Origin of the sequence: Gordonibacter massiliensis (ex Traore et al. 2017) (assembly GCF_019731765.1) — a bacterium.
GTDB lineage: Bacteria > Actinomycetota > Coriobacteriia > Coriobacteriales > Eggerthellaceae > Gordonibacter > Gordonibacter massiliensis.
In genome coordinates, this window is the sequence record NZ_JAASIO010000011.1 from 11,750 (window position 1) to 37,338 (window position 25,589).

Annotated in this window: 19 protein-coding genes; 1 reads left to right on the forward strand and 18 read right to left on the reverse strand. The window is 64.4% G+C overall.

The window, feature by feature from the left end; all coding sequences use genetic code 11:
* Window positions 1-326: 326 nt before the first annotated feature.
* From HCH03_RS11830 to serC, 12 genes are all read right to left on the reverse strand, one after another.
* The gene (locus tag HCH03_RS11830) at window positions 327-1,127 is read right to left on the reverse strand and encodes a carboxypeptidase regulatory-like domain-containing protein (RefSeq protein WP_221689668.1); all 801 of its coding nucleotides are present in this window, start codon (window positions 1,125-1,127) and stop codon (window positions 327-329) included.
* A 27-nt stretch (window positions 1,128-1,154) separates the two neighbouring features.
* The gene (locus tag HCH03_RS11835; protein WP_221689669.1) at window positions 1,155-3,836 is read right to left on the reverse strand and encodes a molybdopterin-dependent oxidoreductase; all 2,682 of its coding nucleotides are present in this window, start codon (window positions 3,834-3,836) and stop codon (window positions 1,155-1,157) included.
* 155 nt (window positions 3,837-3,991) lie between these two features.
* On the reverse strand, window positions 3,992-4,996 hold the full coding sequence (locus HCH03_RS11840; protein WP_221689670.1) for a LysR family transcriptional regulator: 1,005 nt from the start codon (window positions 4,994-4,996) through the stop codon (window positions 3,992-3,994).
* Between the two features lie 197 nt (window positions 4,997-5,193).
* Complete coding sequence (serA, locus tag HCH03_RS11845; protein WP_185905051.1) at window positions 5,194-6,774, reverse strand: phosphoglycerate dehydrogenase; 1,581 nt, start codon at window positions 6,772-6,774, stop codon at window positions 5,194-5,196.
* A gap of 166 nt (window positions 6,775-6,940) precedes the next feature.
* On the reverse strand, window positions 6,941-8,131 hold the full coding sequence (locus HCH03_RS11850) for a hypothetical protein (RefSeq protein WP_221689671.1): 1,191 nt from the start codon (window positions 8,129-8,131) through the stop codon (window positions 6,941-6,943).
* 212 nt (window positions 8,132-8,343) lie between these two features.
* Window positions 8,344-9,339 carry a ketol-acid reductoisomerase gene (gene ilvC / locus HCH03_RS11855; protein WP_221689672.1) on the reverse strand — a complete coding sequence of 332 codons (996 nt, stop codon included), beginning with the start codon at window positions 9,337-9,339 and terminating at the stop codon, window positions 8,344-8,346.
* A gap of 281 nt (window positions 9,340-9,620) precedes the next feature.
* A complete protein-coding gene (gene ilvN, locus HCH03_RS11860) occupies window positions 9,621-10,106 on the reverse strand; it encodes an acetolactate synthase small subunit (RefSeq protein ID WP_080143297.1) in 486 nt (161 codons plus the stop codon).
* Window positions 10,103-11,977, reverse strand: a complete 1,875-nt coding sequence (gene ilvB, locus HCH03_RS11865; RefSeq protein ID WP_221689673.1) for a biosynthetic-type acetolactate synthase large subunit — start codon at window positions 11,975-11,977, stop codon at window positions 10,103-10,105. Before ilvB ends, ilvN begins: the two co-directional genes overlap by 4 nt.
* Window positions 11,974-13,647 (reverse strand): dihydroxy-acid dehydratase, encoded by a 1,674-nt coding sequence (ilvD, locus tag HCH03_RS11870; protein ID WP_221689674.1) that lies wholly within the window; start codon window positions 13,645-13,647, stop codon window positions 11,974-11,976. The genes ilvB and ilvD overlap by 4 nt, the downstream gene beginning before the upstream one ends.
* A gap of 481 nt (window positions 13,648-14,128) precedes the next feature.
* Window positions 14,129-14,398 (reverse strand): sirohydrochlorin cobaltochelatase, encoded by a 270-nt coding sequence (locus HCH03_RS11875; RefSeq protein ID WP_221689675.1) that lies wholly within the window; start codon window positions 14,396-14,398, stop codon window positions 14,129-14,131.
* Complete coding sequence (locus tag HCH03_RS11880) at window positions 14,391-14,681, reverse strand: sodium:proline symporter (RefSeq protein WP_221689676.1); 291 nt, start codon at window positions 14,679-14,681, stop codon at window positions 14,391-14,393. The genes HCH03_RS11875 and HCH03_RS11880 overlap by 8 nt, the downstream gene beginning before the upstream one ends.
* A gap of 303 nt (window positions 14,682-14,984) precedes the next feature.
* The gene (gene serC / locus HCH03_RS11885; RefSeq protein WP_221689677.1) at window positions 14,985-16,067 is read right to left on the reverse strand and encodes a 3-phosphoserine/phosphohydroxythreonine transaminase; all 1,083 of its coding nucleotides are present in this window, start codon (window positions 16,065-16,067) and stop codon (window positions 14,985-14,987) included.
* 384 nt (window positions 16,068-16,451) lie between these two features.
* Here serC and HCH03_RS11890 point away from each other — a divergent pair, with 384 nt between their 5' ends.
* Window positions 16,452-17,360: a hypothetical protein gene (locus HCH03_RS11890; protein WP_080143305.1), complete on the forward strand. Its 909-nt coding sequence runs from the start codon at window positions 16,452-16,454 to the stop codon at window positions 17,358-17,360.
* 13 nt (window positions 17,361-17,373) lie between these two features.
* Here HCH03_RS11890 and HCH03_RS11895 read toward each other — a convergent pair whose 3' ends face one another.
* From HCH03_RS11895 to HCH03_RS11920, 6 genes are all read right to left on the reverse strand, one after another.
* Window positions 17,374-17,583 carry a hypothetical protein gene (locus HCH03_RS11895; RefSeq protein ID WP_221689678.1) on the reverse strand — a complete coding sequence of 70 codons (210 nt, stop codon included), beginning with the start codon at window positions 17,581-17,583 and terminating at the stop codon, window positions 17,374-17,376.
* A 122-nt stretch (window positions 17,584-17,705) separates the two neighbouring features.
* Window positions 17,706-19,217, reverse strand: a complete 1,512-nt coding sequence (locus tag HCH03_RS11900; protein WP_221689679.1) for a hypothetical protein — start codon at window positions 19,215-19,217, stop codon at window positions 17,706-17,708.
* A gap of 267 nt (window positions 19,218-19,484) precedes the next feature.
* Window positions 19,485-20,804 carry a GntP family permease gene (locus HCH03_RS11905; RefSeq protein WP_185905041.1) on the reverse strand — a complete coding sequence of 440 codons (1,320 nt, stop codon included), beginning with the start codon at window positions 20,802-20,804 and terminating at the stop codon, window positions 19,485-19,487.
* A gap of 260 nt (window positions 20,805-21,064) precedes the next feature.
* Complete coding sequence (locus HCH03_RS11910) at window positions 21,065-21,808, reverse strand: 4Fe-4S dicluster domain-containing protein (RefSeq protein ID WP_221689680.1); 744 nt, start codon at window positions 21,806-21,808, stop codon at window positions 21,065-21,067.
* A 4-nt stretch (window positions 21,809-21,812) separates the two neighbouring features.
* Window positions 21,813-24,410 carry a molybdopterin-containing oxidoreductase family protein gene (locus HCH03_RS11915; protein WP_221689681.1) on the reverse strand — a complete coding sequence of 866 codons (2,598 nt, stop codon included), beginning with the start codon at window positions 24,408-24,410 and terminating at the stop codon, window positions 21,813-21,815.
* A 196-nt stretch (window positions 24,411-24,606) separates the two neighbouring features.
* Window positions 24,607-25,527, reverse strand: coding sequence for a LysR family transcriptional regulator (locus tag HCH03_RS11920; protein ID WP_185905038.1), 921 nt, complete (start codon window positions 25,525-25,527; stop codon window positions 24,607-24,609).
* Window positions 25,528-25,589: the final 62 nt, after the last annotated feature.

A 25,589-nucleotide genomic window follows, 5' to 3' on the forward strand; every position in this document is an offset into this window, starting at 1 on the left:
CGCGGGCGATATCGGCTATGAAATAAGTGTACGTCGCATCGTGACCAGGGCGCGGATCCGTACCTGCCAGATCGGCCCCATTCGTGCCAGAACCGCCGCACCTGCGGCAAAAACGTCCTGGTTGGGGACTGTCCCCAATCAGGACATGTTCAGCACTTGCACTATCGGAACAACGGCCGCTACCAAGTCGGTCTAAAGGAATGGCCCCGGTGCAATACCGAGGCCATTCGATCAGAGCCGCTTGAGAACTTTATGCAACCGTCCAATATTCGGAGTCTCGTTCATTTTCGATGCAACCCCTACGACAAGAACGTTGTTCCGTGTGCCTAGGCAGACTTTTCCAAGAGAATCATTCCCGCATTGCAATCGGCTTCCTTGGTGGATGCGGTTCGTTCCCGGGAAGCGTACCCTGCAGCCGAAACCGTCAGGCGGTAATCCGCCTCCTTCAGGTCCCTGAACCAGAAGTCGCCGAATTCGTCGGTTGCCGTCTCCAGGGCCTCGAAAGAACCGTCAAGAGGCTCTAGGGACACCGTCGCCCCTATGACCACCTCGTCGGCCGCGTCGTCGATGACCTGACCAGCGACCCAGCGCTGGGGAAGATTGAGGTAATAGACGTTCGATTCGGGGTCGAGCCTCTCCGCCTTGCCGATCTCTTCCGCAAAGTCGCTTTCATCGCCGAAGCGCAAGCCTCCCACCGGGCAGGCGTCGACGCAGCGCGGGACGCTCCAGCCGTCGTCTATCAGGTGCGCGCAACCGGTGCATCCCTGGGGGATCTCCAGCGCCTCGTTCCAATAGATGCCCTCGAATTTCTCCGCCAAGTCCTTGCGGCCCTTCGCCTTCTTCGGATCGATGACGATCAGCCCGTCGTCCCTGTCCATAAGCAACTCGGGAGCGTAATCCCGAACAGCATCGCTTTGAGCTCCGATTATCGGCGTGTACGTGATGTTGACCTTCGGGACGCTTCCGTGCACCTCCTCCTGCACCTTGCACCAGAATTGCCCCGTGTCCGGCTGCTCCGCGGCATACGGAAGCCAAGCGGTACCGCAGTGCTCGTCCTTGCAGGCAATTTGGCAGCTATGGCAGCCATTGCACCTATCGACGTCTATTACAAACACTTTCCTGGACATATTTCCATCCTCTCCACGGAGTCTCATTTAAGCTTGAACGATTTTCGTGCTGGCGAGAGCGCCCTCGGACTTGTCGAACGGCCGATTGAACTGGTCGGGGTATTTCTCGGCCAATTCGAAAACATCGACCTTTTCGATGCCGACGAGGAAGCCGTTGGTCACTTCGCCGGGCGCGTTCTTGGACGTCGTTGCGGTCGGGCAGATGAGGTTGTTCGCGCCGCCGCGATCGAGCCCGCCCGTGCCGAGGACGATGCCGTCCACACGCGCTCCATGGTCTTGGCTCAACACGTTCTCGCGGATGCGCTCGGTTATCATCGCCCCGCCCAAAACGCTGCCGCGTTCGTTGTGCAGACGAACGATGTCGCCGTCCTCGATGCCAAGCCTTTCGGCATCGCGCGGGTTGATCCAAACGGGTTCGTACTGGTACCCGTCGGGCCCGGTGACCTTGCATGTCGCAATCTCGCGGAACCAGGTGATGTCGTCTCCCTGCGCATGAACGCGCCAGCGAGGATGATTCGACATGAGCAAGAAAGGATAGTCCTTGGCCCGATCGCTCGACAGGCGCTCTTTGTGCTCGTCGGACTCTTCGATCCAATGCGGAACCTCAGGTCGCTCAGGGTCGTTCGGCCAATGCTCGTGGATGCTCAGCGAGTAGAACTCGATCTTGCCCGTCGGCGTTTCGAGCGGGTTGTTCTCAGGGTCTTCGTAGAACGCGCGCATGCCGACAGGATCGCTTTTCCAATCGGCTTCGTCCTTGAAGCGAATGGGCAGGTATCCCTTTTCTTGGAATTTCTCAAACGGCATATGCTCGCTGCATCCGCCGAATTCGTAACCGACGCGCTTCATCGTTTCAAACGACGGCTCGCCCATGATGTGGCCTACCTGGTCGGGCGCGATCTGTCCACCCGACTTGCCGGCAACGGCGCCCTTCAAATCGGGGGAATAGCACCACTCTTCCATAAGCTCTTCCGCCATGCCGAGCTTTTCAGCGATAGCCAATACGGCTTCCGCATCGGACTTGGCCTCGCCAAGCGGATCGATCGCCGGCAACTCGTCGACCACCATGTCGTTTTCACCGCACTGGAACGACGTCCCGATGTCGTCCTGCTCGAATTTGGTCGAGATGGGCAAGATGATATCGGCGAACAGCGTGTCGTTCTCCATCCAAGGATGCTGCACCAGGTAAAACTCTATCGATTCGTCGCGCAGGGCCTCTTGCATGGTGTTCCCGCCGTTCCAGCACGTCGACCAGCAAGGAGTGTCCGTCCAGATCATATGTATGCGCTCGGCACCAGGAAGCGGGAACTCGTAGTCGACGTACTGATCCTCCAGCGGCATGTTACACACGACGCGTCCCGGCCAGGTGAGCTTTTCCCCTTCGGGCATGAGGATCGCTTTCGGAACCAGCGTTTGCGGGATGAAGCTCGTGAGGTACGTTCCTTGGACATGCCCGGAATAAGCCGCCCACATGAAGGTGCCCCATTCGCCCTTGGGAAGCGAGTTCAAGCCCTCCATGCCGAACAACCCCCACTCGATGAACTTGAACATCGTGCGGCCGGGAGCCCCCACGCCCTGCATCGCGAGAAGGGCGACCTCTAAACGCGCGGGCTCCGTCGAGAAGCAGCTGCGGATGTACCCGCCGCCGTTGCAGTGAGCCGTTGAGACGTTGTGCGTTGCCCAATAGCGCGCAAGCGCCTTGATCTCCGCCGCCGGAACGCCGCATTTCGACTCTGCCCACCGAGGGGTTTTGGGAATGCCGTCCTCGCCGCCCATGACGTAGCGTTCGAACCAGTCGAACCCGTCCGTATGCGTTGCGACGTACTCTTTTTCGTACGTTCCCTCCTCGATCCAGGTATAGGCTATTCCCAGCCAAAGGGCAGCGTCGGTGTTCGGAAGCGGGGTTATCCATTTGTCCGCATGGATCGCCGCGCCGTAATTGAGGTCCGGGCAAATGTATATCTGCTTGATGCCGATCTCCGACCAGAAATAGCTGATCTTGGAGGCCATGAATCCGCCCCAGCCCCAGGGCGTGGTCTCGGGATCGCAACCGACGCAGATAACGGCGTCGGCATTTTCGCTGATATCCCAAAGCGTGTTCTCCTGCAAGGCCTGCTGGCCGAGCGGATTCATGCCCCACATGTGCTTGGCGCCCCAATACCAGCCTTCCCAGCTGTCCGGCTGCCTTGCTTGAAGGGTGAAGCCGCCCATCAGGCCCATGAGACGAGTGTTGCAGCCATGGCTTGCATGTATGACCTTGGTTTCGCCATGCCCGTCGCCCTGGCAGAGAATCGAGTAATTCCCGTACGTGTCTATGACGCGACGAATCTCATCGGCGCAAATCTGGGTCGCCTCATCCCAGCTGATGCGCTCGTACTTCGAGATGCCGCGGTTTTGCGGGTTCCTCTCGCCCTGGGGGTCCCAATCCACGCGTTTGAGCGGGTAAGGAACGCGGTTCGGAGAATAGACGCGCTTCTTGTAGGCAAGCGCCATGGGCGACACCGTAGTGGTCATGCCGCTCGTAAGGGTGTGGCCCCTCACCTCGATCTTCCATGGATTGATCTCGTCTTCGGCGTATTCCTCGTCGAAATGCACGGGGCGGATGCGGGCGATCTTGCCGTCTTTGACGTCAACGGCAGCCGTATTGCTGCCCGATGCGAATCCGCACCATCCCGTGGTCTTGTAGACCGTTTTGTCCTGTGTGCTTGCCATGGCCTCCTCTTTCTCTCATCCGACCAACAAAGAAACTTGTCGATCGAGCTCCTGAAAACAAGCCTAGAGCAAGCAGGTCTTTTTCATTCCCGCTCTTTGCTTCACTATAGTTAAGCAAACCTGAAGGTTGCCGGATGGTCGAGCCCTACCAGGTTCTATTCGTCGTTCTTTTTTGCGGATTCCTCGATCGTCAGATTTGAAGACGCGCTGAATTGGAGCAGCTTCGGAATGACCGATATAGCCGATGCGGCCTGCACTCCCCTTTTCAGCGTTTTCAGAATAGGCTCGAGGTCATCGGTTTTCACGGTTGGATACATCACGAGTATGGATCGCCATATTTCCGGCTCCACGATCGGAAGATGCCGTTTTTCCGAAAGCATCGTTAGGGGCGCGGTCATGAGAGACGACCGGAAATGTATCACGTTCGGGTCGACCATGGATGCAAAGTACTCTTCCGAGCTGGATTCCTGAACGTTTTCCCAGTTCATTCCGATCTCGTCGAGAAATTCATAGTACCAAGGGCTGACGCCATCGAGATCGGTCGGCACGGTAACCTTCAGATGGGTTATCTCGTTGCATTCGATCGAGTCCTTGTCCGAGAACGGAGGTTTGTTTGGAAGCGATACGAAAAGCTGCTCTCTCGTCAATTCAAAGGAATCGAAGCCTGGTACGGAACGAGATTTCGAGAGGAAAACAAAATCGTATAGCCCTTTGATCAATCCCGATAGAACCGCAGGCTCGTCATCGATCGTCACCTTGAAATTCAAATCCGGATGAGCGTTGGCCACGTACACCATCTCCGAATTGGCCAAGGTGGGATAGAAAGAGCCAACCCTTATCGTTCGCGCATCGATTCGTTTCCGACGCGCTATCTCCTCCTCGATCTCGTTCGCGAGAAAAAGGATTCTTTCAGCGCGGTCGAGCACGATTTTCCCATAGAGGGTCGGCTTCAGGGGAGAATGCGTGCGATCGATGAGCGTGCATCCCAATTCGGATTCGAGCTTCTTGATGTTTTGGCTCAGGGCGGACTGCGAAATATAGAAGTTATCCGCAGCAACCTTCATTGAGCCGCTGTGGATCGTGTTCACAAACAAATTCAATTGGAATAGATTCATCGGCGATCCCCCCCCCCGCACAGAACGAACTTCATTCTTGCACAACGGATTCCACCTTTGCAAGCATGCGGATCTGCGGCGGATGGCGGATTCGAACAAAGGCGGCGGCGAGCGCGCTCCATGCCCTCTTCGTTCGTTTCATCTGCCCTTCTATGAAACAGGGCGATTCCTCTCCGGAACCGCCCTTCTCGCCTTCGCAGTCATTCAGGTCCGTGCGATTGACCGAATGCTCGCCCTTTTCGCTACAGCTTCACGTACCAGAGGTTCTTCAGCTCGGGGATCTCGGCGCGCAGGCGGTCCAGCACGGCGTCATCGATCGCGCCTTCGACGTTCATGTAGACGAGTGCGCACTGGTCCTCGGGCTTCGCGCCGATCTGCATGGTGGTGATGTTGATGCCGGCCTCGCCCAGGATGGTGCCGATGGTGCCCATGCGGCCCGGAGCGTCCACGTACTCGAATATGAGCGACTGGCGGCCCGGCGCGATGTCTATCTTGTACCCCAGAAGCGACACGATGCGCGCCGTCTGCGCGGCGTCGCCGCGGGTGCAGGCCACCTCCGTGCCGTCGGCCATGACGGCCACCGTGGAAGCGTAGCCGTCGGCGTCGGGGCGCGCCTGCGTCTCCACCTTGATGCCGTGGCGCTTGGCCACGGCATCGGCGTTCACGGGCGTGACCGTGGCCCGGCCCTGGTAGGACAAGAGGCCCTTCACCGTGCCCGCCACGAGGATGGACGGGTCGGCGGCGGCGAGCGCGCCGGCGGCCGTGAGCTTCAGGTACTGCGGCACCTCGCCGTGGATCTGCGCCAGCATGCTGCCCATCATCTGGCAGGCTGGCACGTACGGCCCCACCGCGTCCATGACCTCGGGCGGCACGGGTGCCATGTTCACGGCCGTAGGCACGATGGAGCCCGCGAGCCCGGCGGCCACGTACTCGGCCGTCTGCACGCCGGCGCGCAGCTGGGCCTCCTTGGTGGACGCGCCCAGATGCGGCGTGAGGATGGCGTTGTCGAACTCGTGCAGCGGGCTCTCCGTGCAGGGCTCGCTCTCGTACACGTCCAGGCCCACGGCGCCGATCTTGCCGGCGGCCAGAAAGTCGGCCAGCGAGTCCACGTTGTAGATGCCGCCGCGCGCCGCGTTCACCAGGATGACGCCGTCCTTCATGCGGGCGTACTGCTCGGGCCCGAACATGCCGATGGTCTGCTTGGTCTTGGGCAGGTGCACGGTGATGAAGTCGGCCAGCGGCACGATGGCGTCCACGTCGTCGTAGAGCGTCACGCCCAGCTGCTCGGCGCGCTCGGGGCTGCAGTACGGGTCGTAGCCGACGAGCTTCATGCCGAACGCGCTCGCCCGCTCGGCCACCAGGCCGCCGATGCGTCCCAAGCCGAAGATGGCGAGCGTCTTCTCGAAAAGCTCTACGCCCGTGAACTTGGAGCGCTCCCATTTGCCGGCGTGCATGGAGGCGTTGGCCTGGGCGACGTTGCGCGCGCAGGCCAGCATGAGGGCCATGGTGTGCTCGGCGGCGCTCACGATGTTCGACGTGGGGGCGTTGCACACGATGACGCCGCTGTCCGTGGCGGCCTCCACGTCCACGTTGTCCACGCCCACGCCGGCGCGGCCGATGATGCGCAGGTTCTTCCCCGCCTCGATCACGTCGCGCGTGACCTTCGTGGCCGAGCGCACGATGAGCGCGTCGTAGCCGGGAATCTCGGCGACGAGCTCGTCGGGCGACATATCCAGCTTCACGTCGACCTCGTAGCCCTTGTCGCGCAGCAGCGCGACGCCCGCGTCCGCCAGCTTCTCGGCAACCAGAACCTTCTTCGTCATAACGGCAACCACCTCTGCAAGAGTTCGATTCCTATGTTTTTCGCTTTACTGCGCTGGAGCATTCTATCTTCCGCCGGCGCAACGGCCCCCATGATAAAACGAAACCGCCCGCCCTTTAAGGACGAGCGGCGAAATAACCTATGAATTGCGAAAGCAGCGAGCGCATCTAAGCCCTCTGTGCGGCCTCAAGCAGCATATCCCGCGAAACGGGTTCAAACGTCGAGAGCTCTTCGGCGCGACGCCTGACAAACGACGAGAGGGAGCTCAAGAAGGCATCGGGGAAAGGATGCGCCTCGCTGTTGGTGAATTCGAAGGAGGCCAACCGGTTCAGCTGCCCGACCTGCACCTCGCCTATCAAACGCCGCGCCTGCTCGTCGAACGTCACCTGCGGCCACGAGGGCAGCACGAAGTTCGATTCCGTCGCAAACGAGTCCGCTTGGTCGAACGTCAAGTTGAAGAACAGCGAGCGTCCATTGTCGAACACGGGAGCGCATCCCAGATACTCGCCCGTGCGGCTTGCACGCAGCACGCCGAAGTTCGTCAGATGGCGATCCGTGTTGTATACGAGGGAGTCGAACACCATCATCGACGCGTAGTGCTCGAACCTGTCCAAGCCCCAAAGAAGGTACGATCGGGCCGCCGCCGTGTGCGATGACTGGTCGAACGCCAGCGCTTGGGGCACGTAAGACACCTCGGGCGTGCAAAAGCAGTCGCAGGTCGAGCATACGTCAGGAGAGGCATCGTCCCATCGCGACAATCCGTACCGCACGGAATGCAATCCCATGGCCTCGGCCACTTGGGACGCCAAGAATTCCACGCGCGCCTCGCCGTACTCGGCGCGGGCATCGGTGCTGCCCTTGTAGAGCCGTCTGGTTCCGTCCGACTCGATGCGCCATGCCTTGCGCAAAGCGCCGTTGGTGGTGAGTTCGGGCGTGGCGGGCGTAAGACCGCGCTGGTCGCTCACGACGCCGGTGTAGGCGACGGCGGCCAGCACCGACGAAAAGCCGTTCTCGTACAGGTTGCAATCGGCGAAGGAGTCGTCGCATCCCTCCGGCACGATCCAATAGGAGTCGTTGAGGGAAAGACCGCGACTCACGGCGAGGATGCCGCTGCGGTCGTTCACCGACAAGCCCAAGGACCGGCAAAGCTCGGTGGCGAACCGACGGTTCTGCGGCAGAGCCCGCGTAGAAAGCCAATGCCAGAGGCCTTCGTCGGTGAGGCGCAACCCTGCGGGAAACAAGTTCTCGCACGCGGCGTCGTATTCGTGGAGCACGGCGGGCTCGTCCTCGCCGAACGAGAAGCGCGCAAGCGTTCGGTCGAAGAGTCGGAGCTCGTATATGTCGGCGCTGCGGATCATAGCGGCATTGTAGCATGCGAAGCGCTCCGGCCGACGGCCGTCACCGCGCCGAGAACCAGAGCGCGCCCGAAAAACAAGGCGATGCGCATGCGCTGTCGGCCCAAAAACGCGCTTTTCAACCCCAAAACGCGTTTTTGGGCCGACAGCGCATGCAGGAGAGGGGCCGGGCAATTCAGTGTCGGGCCCCTCTCCGTTGCGGCCGGTCGGCGAACCTACCGGCGCGCGAAGTTGAACATCGAGCGGATGTTGGCGCCCACTTCCTCGATCTGCGCCTCGGCGTGCTCCTTGCGCTGCTCGAGCAACCACTTCTGGCCGTTCTTGGAGTCCTCCATGAACTCGTGGGCGAAGCTGCCGTCCTGGATGCGCGCGAGGATGGTTTTCATGGCGGCCTTGGCCTCGTCGGTGATGACCTGGGGGCCGGCGTAGTAGTCGCCGTACTCGGCCGTGTTCGAGATGGAGTAACGCATGTTCGCCATGCCGCCCTCGTACATGAGGTCCACGATGAGCTTCATCTCGTGGAAGCACTCGAAGTAGGCCATCTCGGGCGGATAGCCCGCCTCCACCAGCGTCTCAAAGCCGGCGTTGATGAGCGCCGTCACGCCGCCGCACAGCACCGCCTGCTCGCCGAACAGGTCGGTTTCGGTCTCGTTCTTGAACGTGGTCTCGATGACGCCGGCGCGCGCGCCGCCGATGCCCCAGGCATACGACAGCGCCACGTCCTTGGCCTGGCCCGACGCATCCTGCTGCACGCAGATGAGGCACGGCACGCCCGCGCCCTCGGTGAACACGCGGCGCACCATGTGGCCCGGGCCCTTCGGCGCGATCATCACCACGTCCACGTCCGCGGGCGGCTCGATGTAGCCGAAGTGGATGTTGAAGCCGTGCGCGAACGCTAGCGTGTCGCCGGCTTCGAGGTGCGGGGCGATCTCGGCCTCGTACGTGGCGGCCTGCCCCTCGTCGGGCGTGAGGATCATGATGAGGTCGGCTTCTTCGGCCGCGTCGGCCACGCTCATGACCTTGAGGCCCGCCTCCTCGGCGGCCTCGCGCGACTTCGAGCCTTCGCGCAGGCCCACGCGCACGTCGCAACCCGAATCCTTCAGGTTGAGCGCGTGGGCGTGGCCCTGGCTGCCGTAGCCGATGATGGCCACCTTCTTGCCCTGGATGAGCTCCGGGTTCGCGTCCTGCTCGTGGTAGATCGTAACAGCCATGGTTGGTTTCCTTTCTGTTGGCTGGTTTTACCTTTCTATAGCCGGTTGCCCCGTAGGGGCGATCTCCTTGTCATCCTCAGCGAGCGCGGCCCCCTTCGTCATCCTGAGCGGAGGCCGGAGGCCGGAGTCGAAGGATCCCGTGCGGCGTTAGCCGCTACGCTTACTGCTGGCGCCGCACGGGATCCTTCGACTTCGGCGCTGCGCGCCTGCGCTCAGGATGACAGCTGTAGAGCTCGCTCAGGATACCGGTGAGCTCGACGTCCACTCAGGATGACAAGTTGCTACACGTCCTTCGAGTTCCTCGACATCGCTATCTTGCCGGTGCGGGTGATCTCCTTGATGCCGTAGGCGCGGAAGAGGTCCTCCATGCCCTTGAGCTTGCTCTCGTCGCCCGTGGCCTCGATGGTGAGCGAGCTTTTGCCCACGTCGACGATCTTGGCACGGAACACGTTGGCTATCTCGATGATCTCGCTGCGCCGTTCGGGGCTGGCGTTCACCTTGAACAGCACGAGCTCGCGCTCGATGGCGTTGTCGTTGGTGAGGTCGGTGATCTTGTGCACGCTGATGAGCTTGTGCAGCTGCTTGGTGATCTGCTCGTAGGCCACGTCGTCGGCCTTCACGATGGCCGTGACGCGCGACATGGTGGGGTCTTCGGTGGGGCCCACGGACAGCGACTCGATGTTGAAGCCGCGCCGCGAGATGAGCCCCGTCACGCGCGACAGCACGCCGGGCTTGTTCTCCACCAAGACGGACAGGATGTGCCTCATCGCTCTCCCCCTTTCCCGCCTGCGGCGCCGTCCGCCTCGGGCACGTCCGTGCGTACGGCGCCCACCGCCACGTCGATGGCGCCGATGACGTCGTCGAGGGCCTTGCCGGGCGCCACCATGGGAAACACGTTCTGCTCGCGCGAGATGGCCACGTCCAAGAGGTACGGCCCCTCGGCGGCCAGCAGGGCGGCCAGCGCCGCGTCCAGCTCGTCGGGGTCCTCCACGCGCGCGGCCTGCCAGCCGTAGGCGTCGGCCAGCTTCACGAAGTCGGGGTTGGCGTCGAGCAGCGTGGACGAGTAGCGCTCGCCGTAGAACAGGTGCTGCCACTGGTGCACCATCCCCAGACAGCGGTTGTCCATAACGAGCACCTTCACCGGCACGCCGTGGATGGCGGCCGTGGCCATCTCCTGGCTGTTCATCTGGAACGACCCGTCGCCGGCCACGCACACCACCGTCTTGTCGGGGCATCCGATGGCGGCGCCGATGGACGCCGGGAAGCCGAAGCCCATGGTGCCGAGGCCGCCCGACGATATGAACGAGCGCGGCACCTCGCGCGCGACATGCTGCGCGGCCCACATCTGATGCTGCCCCACCTCGGTCACCACGATGCTGCGCTCGGGATCGAGCGCGTCGGAGAGCTTCTCCATGACCACCTCGGGCACGATCTCGTTCGGAGCGTCGCCCACGTTCGGGTGGTAGAACGGGTGGCGCTGCCGCCATTCGGCGATCTGCGCCACCCACGCCGCCGTCTCGGGCTGGGCACCCTCCTTCTCAAGCTGGGCCACGATGCCCCCGAGCACGCCCTTCAGGTCGCCCACGATGGGGATCTGCGCCTCGCGCACCTTGCCGATCTCGGCCGGGTCGATGTCGATGTGGATGACCTCGGCGTGGGGCGCGAACTCGTCCAGACGCCCCGTCACGCGGTCGGAGAAGCGCGCGCCGGCAGCGATGATGAGGTCGCTCTCCGTCATGGCCAGGTTCGCGTACTTGGAGCCGTGCATGCCCACGGGCCCCAGGTTGAGCTCATGCGAGGCGGGGAACGCACCCTTGCCCATGAGCGTGGTGACTACGGGAATCCGCATGAGCTCGGCGAGCGCCTTCAGCTCCGCCGCCGCGCCGGAGGACACCACGCCGCCGCCCACGTAGAGCACGGGGCGCTCGGCACGGCGGATGCGGGCCACCGCCTGCTTGACCTGCTTGGCGTTGCCGCGGTAGGTGGGCTTGTACGAGGGAAGGTTCACCTCGTCGGGGTACTCGAACACCAGCTGCTCGCTGGCCAGGTCGCTCGGCACGTCGATGAGCACGGGGCCGGGACGTCCGGTCTTCGCGATGTGGAACGCCTCGCGGAACGTGGTCGTGAGCTCGTCGACGGTCTGCAGCAGGTAGCTGTGCTTCACCACCGGCATGGTGATGCCCACGATGTCGGACTCCTGGAACGAGTCGGTGCCGATGACGCCGCGCGGCACCTGGCCGGTGATGACCACGAGCGGCACGGAGTCCATGTAGGCGGTCGCGATGCCCGTGACCGTGTTCGTGGCGCCGGGGCCGCTGGTGACGATGGCCACGCCCACGTTGCCCGTGGCGCGCGCGTAGCCGTCGGCCTCGTGCACCGCGCCCTGCTCGTGGCGCGACAGCACGTGCTTGATCTGCTTCGAGTCGTACAGCGCGTCGTATATCTTGATGGCCTGGCCGCCCGGATAGCCGAACACCAAGTCCACGCCCTCGGCCTCGAGCGAGGCCACGACGGCCTGCGCCCCGGTCATGGTGGCGCCCTGCTTGTCGGTCTTGCTGCCCAGGCCGCGCGGCGCGCCCTTGACGGCCGCCGTCGCGCCGGGACGCGGCTGCTGCTGGTTCTGATGCGGTTCGGTCATGAGACGTACGCCCCCTTGTCTGCGGACGAGACGAGCTTCGCGTACTTCGCGAGCACGCCGTGGTCGTGTTTCGGCGCCGGCGGCGTCCACGCCGCGCGGCGGCGATCCAGCTCGGCGTCGCCGATATTGAGCGTGAGCGCGCCGCCCTCGATGTCGACGGTAACGGAATCACCCTCCTCGATGAGCGCGATGGGGCCGCCGGCCGCCGCCTCGGGGCTCACGTGCCCCACGGCCGGGCCCTTCGTGGCGCCCGAGAAGCGCCCGTCGGTGATGAGCGCCACGCTCTTCGACAGGCCCATCCCCACGATGGACGACGTGGGCGTGAGCATCTCGCGCATGCCCGGGCCGCCCTTCGGCCCCTCGTAGCGGATGACCACCACGTCGCCGGCGACGATCTTGCCGGCGTTGATGGCCGCGCAGGCCTCCTCCTCGCTGTCGAAGCAGCGCGCGGGACCGGTGTGGCAGAGCATGGAGGGGTCCACGGCCGACTTCTTCACGATGGCGCCGTCGGGCGCGATGTTGCCGTGCAGCACGCGCAGGGCGCCCACCGGCGAGAAGGGGTTGTCGTGCGCGCGCACCACCTCACCGTCGGCGGGCTTCGTGCATGCGCGCAGGTACTCCTCCATCGGGCCCATGCACGTCACCGCGCTGCGGTCGATGAGCCCCAGCCGGTCCAGCTCGTGCATGACCACCGGCACGCCCCCCACCTCGTAGAGGTCGGTGAGCGGGCGCGGGCCGGAGGGTTGCAGCTTCACGAGGTGCGGCGTGCGCGCGCTCGCGGCGTCCCAGTCGTCCATGGTGATGGGGTGCCCCGCCTCGCGCGCGATGGCCGTGAGGTGCAGCACCGTGTTCGTGGAGCCGCCGAAGGCCATGTCGCATTCCATGGCGTTCTTGATGGCCGCCTCGCTCACGATGTCGCGCGCGCAGACGCCGCGTTCCAGCAGCTCCATCACCTTCATGCCGGCGTGCTTCGCCAGGCGGATGCGCTCGGAGTACACCGCGGGCACGGTGCCGTTGCCGGGAAGCGCGATGCCCAGGGCCTCGGTGAGACAGTTCATGGAATTCGCCGTGAACATGCCCGAGCAGCTGCCGCAGGTGGGGCACGCGGTGTCCTCGTAGTACTTGAGCTCGTCCTCGGTCATGGTGCCGTTCTGCACGGCGGCCGCCCCGTCGAACAGCGTGTTCAGGTCGGTGGTGGGCCCGCACCCGCCCGGCTGCTTGCCGGCGAGCATCGGCCCGCCCGACACGAACACCGTGGGGATGTTCACGCGCAGCGCGCCCAACAGCATGCCGGGGACGATCTTGTCGCAGTTGGGAATGCACACGAGCGCGTCGAAGGCATGGCCCTGCACCGCGCATTCCAGGCTGTCGGCTATGGTCTCGCGCGACACGAGCGAGTAATGCATGCCGTCATGGTTCATGGCGATGCCGTCGCACACGCCGATGGTGGATATCTCGAACGGCACGCCGCCGGCCATATAGATACCGGCCTTCACGGCCTCGGCGATCTTGTCCAGGTTGTTGTGGCCGGGGATGATGTCGTTACGGGAGTTGAACACGGCGACGAGCGGCCGCTCCATCTCCTCGTCGGTGATGCCGTCGGCCTTGAGCAGGCTGCGGTGCGGCGCCCGCGCGACCCCGGTGGTCACGGCTTCGCTTCTTCGATGCATGCCGATCCTTTCTCCTCGTGCGTACCGCCCGCGCGCCCTCGGCGCTGCGGCTGCGGCCCGTGTGCCCATAAAAAAATCCCGCTGCAGGCAAGTCGCTGCACCAGGACCACGGTTAATGAGAAAGGATGCACCTCGACTGACGGAGGTTGCACGCTTCGACGGGTAACGGTTGTCGCCGGCTCAGCCTTACTTGCCCCGCGCGCGGAGCGGAGGTCATCCGTTCGCACGCGAAACGTTCATGCCGAACTGCTCGGAGGGGGCTTTCGGACCGTCCACCGCCGGCTCGCAGCTAACCGCCGGCTCTCTGTCAGATGGATTCGTCCCTACTGGTCCTCGTCATCGCATTTCGATCTATGAGGTTGTTGGGCGTTAGTATACTCCACGATCGTTGAGGCGCAAGAAAAACTTTGACGCTCGAAGGATTCCCGCAGGAAATTCACACGGATGCGGTCGGAGATAGGGGCAGAGAGGTCGACGAGATCTAACGTGCGGCCCGTTGATGCACAAGCGCTTCCACTCGCACAAGATCTTGTTCGGGGTAAAGCGTGTACACGAGGTCGAACGGATTCACCGCCACTTTGCGAACGCCTTCGCCGAACTCTTCCTTGATCGATGCCGGAACCATCGAAGTACCGAATTCGCCGAAACGTTCGATGTTGTCCAAATTCTCAAGGATGCGGTTTTCCACCTTCGGCGACGTCACCGACGCGAGATCGTCGGCGAAACGCTCCGCGTACTCCATCCTAGGCATGCGAGGCCCGCTTGTCGCGCACTGCGGCCATGAGATCCTCGCGAGACGAATAATAGCGCCCGTTCTCGAAGTCGTCGCGGGATTGCCGAAGGGCCTGCGCCATACGCTGCTCGTAAAGCGCCTGCTCGACGGCATCGTCAATTTTCCTTTGCAAAACGTCCTCCGACATGAAAGCGTACTTTCCGCGACCGTTCTCGGTGATGTAGACGATCTCGCTGTCCGCAATCTCCTTGATTTCGCGCTGCTGATTTTTCAGCGCGGTGGAGGGGTAAATAGCCGGCATAATCGTTCTCCTTAATAAGGTTCTTAATTGCGGTCTTTATTAGGAACCTTATTTTACCCTCTTTCAAGCCCGGAGTGCAAAGACAACTGCCCTCGCCACACTACCGATGCGGTAGGCAGTGCCAATGAGTTTTTAATCGCAGGAAGAAAACCCGGCTTACTTACGGAGGATCGAAGATGCGGCCTTCTTGAAATCCAAGAGGTCGCACAGCTCCACGTCGAGCGCAACCGCAAAACAGCGAAGGCCCGCGGTCCTATTCGGAGCCGCGGGCCTTCGCCTCGATGCGCTTCTCGCTAAATAGCCTTACGAATGCGCCTGCTCGAACTTGTCCATGAACGCCACGAGGGCCTCCACGCCGGCCTTCGGCATGGCGTTGTAGATGCTGGCGCGCATGCCGCCCACGCTGCGATGGCCCTTCAGGTTCTCGAGGCCGGCGGCCTTCGACTCGGCCACGAACGCGGCGTCGAGGTCGGCGTCGCCCGTGACGAAGGGCACGTTCATGAGCGAGCGGTCCTCCTTGCGCACGGTACCGCGGAAGAGCTTGCTCTGGTCCAGGTAGTCGTAGAGCAGCGCCGCCTTCTCCTGGTTGCGCTGCTGCATGGCCTCAAGGCCGCCCTGGTCCTTCAGCCACTTGAACACCTTGCCGCAGATGTAGATGCCGTAGGCGGGCGGCGTGTTGTAAAGCGAGTCGGCGTCGGCCTGCGTCTTCCACTTCAGCATGGTGGGCGTGCCCTCGAGCACGTCGTCGCGGATGAGGTCCTCGCGGATGATGGAGATGACCACGCCGGCCGGGCCGATGTTCTTCTGCGCGCCGCCGTACATCACGCCGTACTTCGTGATGTCCACCGGCTCGGACAGGAAGCACGAGGACACGTCGGCCACCAGGTCCTTGCCCTTGGTGTTCGGCAGCGTATGGAACTTCGTGCCGTAGATGGTGTTGTTCTCGCAGATGTAGACGTAGTCGGCGTCGGCGGACACGTCCAGGTCGGAGCAGTCGGGAATGTAGGAGAACGTCTCGTCCTCGCTGCTCGCGATGGCGCGCGCGTCACCGTAGATCTTGGCCTCCTTGAAGGCCTTCTTCGCCCACGATCCCGTGATGATGTAGTCGGCCACGCGGTTCTTCATGAGGTTCATGGGCACGGCGGCGAACTGCTGCGACGCGCCGCCCTGCAAAAACAGCACGCGGTAGTTGTCGGGAATGCCGATGAGCTCGCGCAGATCGGCCTCGGCGTTCTCGATGATCTCGCCGAACGCCTTGGAGCGGTGGCTCATCTCCATGACGGACATGCCGCATCCGCGGTAGTCCAGCATCTCGGACGCGGCCTCGGCCAGCACCTCCTCCGGCAAGACGGCGGGACCTGCTGAAAAATTGTACACCCTGGCCATGCGCGCTCCTTCTCTCTGTCCTGTTCCCCGGTCGGCCGCAATGCGTGTCGGCGAGCGCGTCGTCGCGCAAGCGGGCGGTGGATATGGATGCATTGTACTATGCGCGCGCCGCACGCGTGCAGACGACGGCAGAAAAGATCAGCGGGCGGCGAACCTGCCGCGCAAAGCCGGCACGGGAGGATGCCGGGAAGGCGTCGGAAGGGGAAACGGGGTGTCGGCTTGCTGACTGATCGGCCATACGCGGGAAACGGATGGGCCGATCGCAGGCGGGAAACGTCGCGCGGAGCCTAAACTCCCTCTTCGCATCATGAGAAACCGTTGGACGAATCGGCGCGGCACCGCGATCGGGCGCACGGCGGGCCAACGACTGGAAGGAGGCACGGCATGCCGTACCGCGGACTACCCTATTTCGTATCCGAGCAAGCGGGCGCGGGCAACCGCGTGGACCCTTACGCCTCCGAGCGCCATGCCCTGCCCGACTGCGCTCAAGGCGTTCGCTATTCAAGCGCGCCACGCAGCGACGAGCGCCGGGTGACGCCCTACCGCGCCTGCCAGACCGTGTGCCCGCCACGTGCCCGCGCGTCCCGAGTCGACGCCCAGCCCGCGCTCTCCGACGTCGAGCCCCTGCGCATATTGGCGGCGGTCATGCTCATGGCCGTGGTCGCCGTGGTCGCGGCGTTCGTGGGCATCGGCGTGGCGAACGGTTTCACCGGCATCGTCGACGGAGCCGTCCTCAGCATCGACTCGTCCAATACCGCAAGCGAGAACGTGGCGCTCAGCACGGCGCCGTCGGAATGGGAGCAGGGCACGGTGCCCCAGCTGTACCAGGCCGACTACCAGTGGGCCGATCGCCCTTACGGTTCCGGCACCATGGGTTCCGCCGGCGCGGCTCCGCTGAGCCTTGCCATGGTGCATGCCTGCCTCACCGGCGACACCGCCACAGGCCCCGTCGAAGTGGCCTCCCTGGCGCAGCGCAAGGGCTACGCGGACCAGCCGGACGCCACCGCCCTGCTCACCGACGGCGCCGCCGAGATCGGGTTGACGGCGCGCCCCGTGGAAGCCAGCGAGCTTGCCCTGCGGCGCCAGCTCAACGCGGGCTTCCCCGTCATCTGCGCCGTGTCGTCCGACGCCTTCGGAGGGCACGCCACGTACATCGTGCTGTGCGGCATCGACGAGCACAGCCGCCTCGTCGTCTGCGACCCCGGCAGCGTGGACCGGTCGGAGAAGCGCTGGAGCTTCGACGACGTGCTGTCCGCGAGCACGTCGATGTGGGCCTACGGCGTGGCCGGCTGACGGGCGGCGCAGCCTAGGCGCTCGGCGGCCTCGGAGCTTCGGGGGCCTGGGGCGCGCTCGGCGGCTTCGGGATGCCGGGGGCTCCGGGCGCTGCGGGAATGCCGGGCGTGGGTGCGGCCTTGGCGCCGCAGCTCGGGCACTCGTCGAGCTTAGGGTCGACCTCCGCTCCGCACTTCGGGCACCTCACGGGGCCCATACCGGTCGTTGCTGGTCTGAAGCACATGGTGTCTCTCCTTCTGATCGAATGGTTTCTTCTATCGCTCACGGTCTTGGAACCGGGAACTTCTCCGTTTCACCTCGGCCCGCAGCCGCCGACCGTGGATCGCAGCGGCAAGCCGTTGGCGCCTAACCCGCCGAAACGTCGACATCGCAGGCCTCCGCCGCGGCACTGCCGACCCCTGCGACGATCTCGTTGCGTCGTGCCGCGTCGCGCTCACGCACCTGCCGCCGAAAAGCCCAGCTCAAACCCACGTAGATCGCGAACGCCATGGGAGCCGTCGTCAAGAACGGCACCGCCACGACGCCGGTGGCGTACAGCGCTCCGTTGACGGCGCTCACCACGACCAGCGTGGTCACGCCGCGCCAGTTCACGCTCTCCACCCGGTCGAGCGGCACCCCGCGCGAACCGATCTTCATCGGGCCGCGCACGACGTAGTAGTCGGTGACGAGTAGCACGCACCATCCGATGGTGAGGATGCTGCCGAAGCTCATGAACGCGTTCACCTGGTCCAGGATGCCGCCCAGGATGAAGGCGAGGCCCACGGCGTTGGCCACCACCACGGCGACCGGCCACGCGAGCTTCACGCCGAACAGCGAGTCGAACAGGTTCGACACGGCGTTCGCCCCGCCGATGGAGTTCGACGTCTCAACCTTCATCTGCGACAGGCAGATGATGGCCAGCCCCACCCCGCCGGCGGCGAGCACGAGCGACACGCCGGGATTCGTGATGGCGGCGTGGGCCGCGCCGGCGGCGTCGTAGCCCAGGCCGGAGAAGTAGGCGGCCGACCGCTCGAAGCCGTAGTAGGTGATGAGCGCGCCGAACAGGTACGTGACCACGGCGAACAGGCTGCCCACGAGCGATATAGGCACCAGGTCGCGCTCGCGGCGGGCGAAGCGCGTGAAGTCGGCCGCGAACAGCGCGAGCAGCCCCGACGTCATGATGGCGTAGTTCACGCCGTAGGCGAAGCCCTCCGCCTCGTCCACGCCCGGAATCAGAATGCCGTGCGTGAGCGCGTCGCCCATCTGCCCGTTCGCGGCCACGAGGTACACCACGTAGCCCATGATGCAGAACAGCGCCACCACGAACACCGCGTTCATGCGCGCGATGACCTTCGTGCCGGACAGCGCCATGAACACCCACACGCACGAGATGCCGATGAACAGAGCCCAGCGCATCCACTCCTCGCTCCAGCCAAGGGCGAACAGCACGGCGTTGCCCAGCTGCACGGTGCCCACGGCCAGCACGCCCACGAGCACGAATATCCACACGAGCGACCCGGCCGCTGAGCCCTTGGTACCGAAGATGTACAGCCGGCTGACCACGTTGTTGGGCAAGCCCTCGCGGAGGGTGATCTTGCCCACCAGGTAGGTGAGCGCGAAGCTCAGAGCGAACGTGACGGCCATGGCCACCCCGCCCAGCTGGCAGCCCGCGTAGAACGCCACGATGCCGCCGCCCATGAGCTTGGAGAGGCTCGACACCACCCCCGACAGGATGGACGCGATGTCGGGCCATGCCAGCCGCTCGCTGTCGGGCACGCGCTCGAACAGCGACGTTCGCGCCGCCGCGTCGGGCGCCCTCCCCTGCGCCGGCGCCTTCACCTCGGTGGAGGCCTTGCCGGCAACGGACGACTCTTTCATGATGCACTCCCCCTTTTCCCGCCGAACTAGAAACTCCCGTAGGGGCGGCCTGCTGGCCGCCGGGCGCGGTGAGCGCGAAGCGGATCGGCCGATCGGCGAGCGCTCTGCGCTCGCCGCACGATCGCCTTCCTTGCGAGATCGCCTCGCCGGGCGGGCAGCAGCCCGCCCCTACGAAGCGCCTCCCGCTTTGCGGGCAACGCCGACGGCCTGCTGCACACCGCAGGCCCGCACCCGCACGGCGTGCGGATCCGACACCGCCGCAGGCCCTTACACGATGCCGATGTTCGCCATCACGATCATGACCACCAGCGCGCACAGGCCGGCCCCGATGGAGATGGCGGCGATGTGCTTGTAGGAGTTCTTGTGGTTCAGGCCCATGGCCGCCAGCATGCCGAACATGGCGCCGGAGTTCGGCAGCGCGCCGCCGATGGTAGCCGACGTGGCGATGATCTTAGCAAGCGCGGCGGGATCGACGCCCGTGGCCAGATACGGGTCGAGGAAGTTGCCGGCTATGATGCCCACCGCGCCCGAGCCGGAGCCCATGACGCCTCCCAGAACCGCGGCCATGGTGGCGGCCGACACGTACGTGCCGCCCGGCATGCTGAAGATGGCCTCGTAGATGACGGTGAAGCCCACGGAAGCGGCGGCCACGGTGCCCACGCCCACGGCGGCGGAGGTGAAGAGCGCCGGCCCCAAGGAGTTCTTGGCGCCGTTGCCCATGACGTCGCGCTGGCTCGGGACGTACTTGTTGAACGCGACCATGGAGGCGACGACGGCGACGATCATGGCGATGTAGACGACGTTCGCGATGCCCATCTGGGAACCTGCGATGATGATGACGATGAGCAGGATGAGGGGCAGCAGCGCGACGAGCAGGTTCGGGTTCTTCTTGCCCTCGTCGACGGCTTCCTCGCCTGCGGGGGCTTCGTACACCTCGCCCTTGGCCTGGGCGCGCTTCAAGGCGAACTTGATGTAGAGGCACGACACGACGATGGCGACGACAGAGCCCACGATGCCCATGACGGGCGCGGCGGTCAGGGACACGCCGCAGCCGTTGGCCGCGTTGATCCACGCGATGGCGGGCACGCCGGGAATCATGGCCATGGTGAACGAGCAGGCGGCCAGCGACCAAGCGGCGCAGAACAGGTGCCACGGAATGTTGCATTCCTTGAACAGCGGGCGCGCCAGCGGGATGAGCGCGAACATGGCCACGAACATGGAGATGCCCGCGTAGGTGAGGATGGCGCCCACCGCGGCTATGCCCAGAAGCACCAGATACGGGCTTTTCGTGCCCACCTTGTTCATGATGGCCTGGGCGATGGACCTGGCCGCGCCCGACTTGTCGATGTACTCGCCCAGGATGGCGGCGCCCATGAATATGAGCAGGTTCTTCTGCACGAAGCCCGCGAGCCCGGTGACGTAGGACGACTCGCCGCCCACCATGGCGGCGGCGATGTCCATGCCGTTGGTGAGCGCGATGATGACGGCGGTTACGATGGACGTGACCAGCACGTTCCAACCCTTCATAGCCGCGATGACGAAGAACACGAGCCCGACGACGATGCCGGCGACTCCTATCCATTCCATAACGTTCCCCTTTCGTTGGTTGGTATCCCGATTCCTTCTTGCCCCTCGGCCACGCCACAGGGGCGCTCTCCAGAGCGCCCGCTCGTGCGAAGCGCGAGAAGACGGCCCTCGGTTGCTTTTCCGGCTTCGCCGGAACGGGCGCTCTGGAGAGCGCCCCTACGGATGGCTCTGCACCTTCTCAGTTGGCGCAGTAAGCCGGGGAAGGCCCGCGGCGTCGGTTTCGCTCCGGCGGCCTGCAGGCCGCCGGAGCCGAGAACCGCCTACGCCATGTCGTTGCGCGTGGCCCTCATGAACTCCGCGGTCGAGGCGTGCTTCATGCGCAGCTCGTTTCGGCGGATGGCGCCTTCGTCGAAGCTCTCCAGGTCCTCCTCGCTTTCGAACAGGGTTCCCAGATCGCCGCGTTGGCGGTTGAGGGCGACGGCCTCATCCACGTCGTACGGCACGAGCGGCGTTTTCTCGCGCGGGTTCCATATGAGGAACGCCGGTTTCGTGGCGTCGGGCGCGGGCATGCCCTCGCAGTAGCGCACGTCGCCGTACTTCTCGACCAGCTCGTCGAGCGGTCCGAAATCGAACGCGCGCAGCGGGCAGCTCATCGTGCAGGCCGGCTGCATGCCCTCCGCCAGACGGTCGACGCACATGGTGCACTTGCTCATCTTGCAGTCGGGCTCGTCGGAGGCGAACCGGGGCGCCCCGTAGGGGCACGCGTCGTAGCAGGTGCGGCAGCCCTTGCACTTGTCCTGGTCGACGAGCACCGCGCCGAACTCGTCCTCCTTGTAGATGGCGCCTTCCGGACACGCCTTCACGCACGACGGGTCCTCGCAGTGCGCGCAGGGAAACGCCAGCGAATGAAGGCGGATGCGCGGAAACGTGCCGGTCTCCCATTCGTAGACGCACATCCACTTCTCGGCCCCGGGCTCGAGCCCGTTCCAGTCCTTGCACGCGATGCTGCACGCCTGGCACGCGTAGCAGCGGTTCGCATCGAAGAAAAATCCGTACTGGGTCATCGCCCTACTCCCTTCCCTCGCCGAGCGCACGGCGCAGCTTCAGCGCCACGCTCGCGCCGCGCATGCCGCCGCGCTCGGATTCTCCGCCGAAGCCCTCCGCATCGCCGTCCGCGACCTTCTCCACCTCGACGAGCCCGGCCGTGATGAGCGCGCCCAGGATGTGGGGCAGATGGCCGTCGTCGAGCAGGATGTTCGGCGTGCCGCGCAGGTCCTGGCCGTACTCGTTCATCTCGGCCGGCGTGCCGTCGGTCTGGTACCAGGCGCCGTGGTGCACGGCGGCGGTGCCGGGCATCATGCGGTTGGTCACGTAAGCCGTGAGCAGGACTTCGCCGCGGTCGCTGCTCACACGGCAAACGTCGCCGTCCTTGATTCCGCGCGCCTGCGCTTCTACGCCCGAGATCCACACGGCATGGCGGTAGCAGTCCTCGCGCATGAAGGGGTTGTTGTCGTTGCTGGAATGCTGGCGGTAGATGGACACCGGCGATACGAGCGAGAGCGGGTAGTCCTTCGCCTTCGGGTTGTAGAAGCCGTCGTTGGAGGCCGACCCGATGTCGCCCTCCACGTAGCTGGGGCTCCACACCGGCATGGGGTCGATCTGCCCGCGCCAGCGCGTCTCGGTCATGTCGTGGTCCTTCACGAAGTTCGACGAGAACTCTATCTTGCCGCTCGGCGTGCCGAAGGGGCTGGCTCCCCGCTCCATGGTGGTCTTGAACGGGTAGTACGGCACGTCGATCTCGGTGCGCACGACGGGATGGGCGTTGAACTCCTCCCACGTAGGCCGACGCTCGTAGCCCAGGTACGCCATGACCGTCTCGTTGTCGGCCCACTTCTCGAAGGCCTCGCGGTAGATGTCCTCCTGGGCGTCGACCCAGTGCTCCGCGTCCACGTCGGCCAGACGCGGGTTGTAGCCCTGTACCACCTCGTCGCCCAGGCGCTTGGCGATCTGCGTCCACACCCATTCCTTCGAGCGCACCTCGCCCGGGAAGTCGAGGCCGCGAGCGCAGAACGTGAAGTAGTTGCGCATGCCGTTGGGGCCGCTCACGAAGCGCTGGTGGCCGTACATGTACTCGTCCATGCCCTCGAACTGCCACACCGGGGCGGGCAGGATGATGTCGCAGAGCTCCGCTGTGGGCTGGTTGACGTGCCACTGGAAGCCCCAGTTGAACTCCGTGGAGGCCATGCCGGCGAACCGCTTGTTCACGTTGGAGTGGTTGTTGGCGTAGTTGTTCTCGAAGATGATCATCTGCACGTTCGGCAGCGGCGCGTCGTTGGTGGGCGACCCGATGCGGTGGCGGAACTCGCTCTCGCTCATGCGGCCTTCCCAGTAGTCTTTCTGGCAGGCCAGGATCTCGGTCAGGCAGTTGTTGTTGAACAGCACCGGCACCTGGTAGTCGCCCGGGTTGCGGCCGAAGTCGGCGAGCGGCGCGGGAACGCGGCCCGGGGTGGGCAGGCAGGCGCCCGTCTGGCAGCCGCCGGCGCACGCGATGTTGCCGGTCATGGCCTGCAGCAGCATGGAGGCGGCGGCGCTGTAGTCGCCCATGTGCCGCTTGGCGCAAGAGTAGAAGTACTGCAGGTGCACCGGCTTCGCAGTGCCGTAGAGGCGCGCGAACGCGCGGATGGTGTCGGCCGGGACCGCGCAGATGGGAGCGGCCCACTCGGGCGTCTTCTTGACGCCGTCGGCGCCCTCGCCCATGCAGTAGGCGCGCCACTCCTCGAAGCCCTGCCTGTCAACCCACGCGTCGACGAACTCGTGGTCGTAGAGGTCCTCCTCGTAGAGCACCTGGGCCACCGCCAGCATCATGGCGAGGTCGGTGCCGGGGCGGATGGGTATCCACTGGTCGGCCAGGATCTCGGCCGACTGGGTGTAGCGCGGGTCGATGACGATGGTCTTGCACCCGTACTCGTGCGCGAGCTGCATGTAGTACGACGTGGGACCGAACCACGCCACCACCGGGTCCATGCCCCACATGACGAAGAGCTTCGAGTTGAAGATGTCGCTCGCCTCGAAGCCGGGTAGCGCGTCGGAGAGGCCCTTGGCAGTTTTGGAGAGGTCGACGCCCAGATGCAGCATCTCGCCGGCCGCGTGACCCGACGTGGAATGCTCGCCCCATGCGCCGAAGCCCGCTTCCCACCAGGGAGCCAACGGAAACCCGTTCTTCTCGAAGCTAGGGTACTGCGAGTGGAAGATGCCGTAGGGGCCGTACTTCTCACGGATCTCGACCATCTTCTCGGCGATGGTGTCGAGCGCCTCCTCCCAGCTTATCTGCACGAAGTAGCCCTTGCCGGCGCCCTTCTCGCCCACGCGCTTCATGGGATGCAAAAGGCGCGTCTCGGCGTGGAGCTCCTTCTTCCACGAATGGCCCATGGCGCACGGGCGCATCTGCACGTTGCCCTTCCAGATGTTCTCCCAGCCGCAGTCCTCGCGGCTGTCGTTTTGGTTGACGGAATCATCGGGCTCTATCGCGATGATCTCGCCGTCTTTCACGTGGCACTTCAGAACGCACGCCGAGTCCCAGCACCCGTTGGCCGGGCACGACGTGTAGAAGATGCGCTCGCCCTCGCGCCGCCTCTTGCTCGCATCGATGATGCCTTGTTTGTCCATCGGCTCCTCCTCTTCCGATTCCGCCCCTCGTCTGCGGGCGGTTATCATGCACGGAAGAATAGACCGTTGGAAGGCGACGGTTTGCGCGCGGAGGAACATTCGCCGTCGCGATTGCTTGCGGCGGCGGTCAAGGAAACCTGCCGGTAAAGCGGTGGTTGCCGCGGCTGTCAACGGCAGGTTACAGCAGGCGGGGAGTTCAGTGCTTGCGGAAGTACTTCTCGGGAGCGTTGTCGCGGATGAAGTCCTTGAACTCGAGCGCGAGCGGCGAGATGACGCGGCCCGTGTGCCACGCCAGGTCCACCGGGTAGCGCAGCGGGTCGGTGTCGACCTTGAACCAGATAAGCCCCGGCTCGTTCTTGTAGCGCTCGCGGATGCATTCGGGCACGGTAGCCCAACCCAGGCCCGCCTTCGCGCCGTTCATCATGGCCTCGTGCGTGTCGAAGCGCGCCACCATGTTGTGGTCGCGCAGCGACAGGCCGTAGCGCTCGCGGAAGTGGCGGTTGCCCACCATGTGGCGCCCGGAGTTCCACTCGTAGATGATCATGGGCCACTTGAGCAGCGTCTCCACCTTCACCGGCTGCGGCGTGGAGTTGTAGGGCGGGATGTCGGCCGCGCAGAACGCGAGCTGCTTGTAGCCGAGCGTCTCCCGCGATATCTCGTCCTCGAGCGGCTGGTTCTCCAAGAGCGCGAAGTCGAGCTTGCCGTTCTTGAGCTTCTCCAGAAGGTCGGGCTCGTAGCCCGCGTCCAGGTGCACGAGCGCCTCGGGGTGCAGGTCGTGGAACTTCTTCACGAGCGCGGGGAGCAGCGTCACGCCGTCGGCCAGGCTCATGCCCACCTCGATGGTGCTGTCGAAATGCTCGTCCACGGCGGCCAGCTCGGAGGCCATCGCGTTCTCGAGCGCGGTGATCTTCTTCGCGAACTTCGTGACTATCTGCCCGGCCGCCGTGGGGACGACGCCCGTGGAGGTGCGGTTGTAGAGCTTCGCGCCGTAGCGCTGCTCGATGGCCGCGATCTTCTGTGACAGGCCGGGACGCGACATGTACAGGCGCTCGGCGGCCTGCGAGAGGCTCTTCGTCTCCGCCACGGTCATCAATATCTCGATGTCGTCAAGCTGCATGCGCGATACCCCCTCTTGAACCCTCAAACCCCTCCGTGCATCTTAGCAACCGGCGACCCGGG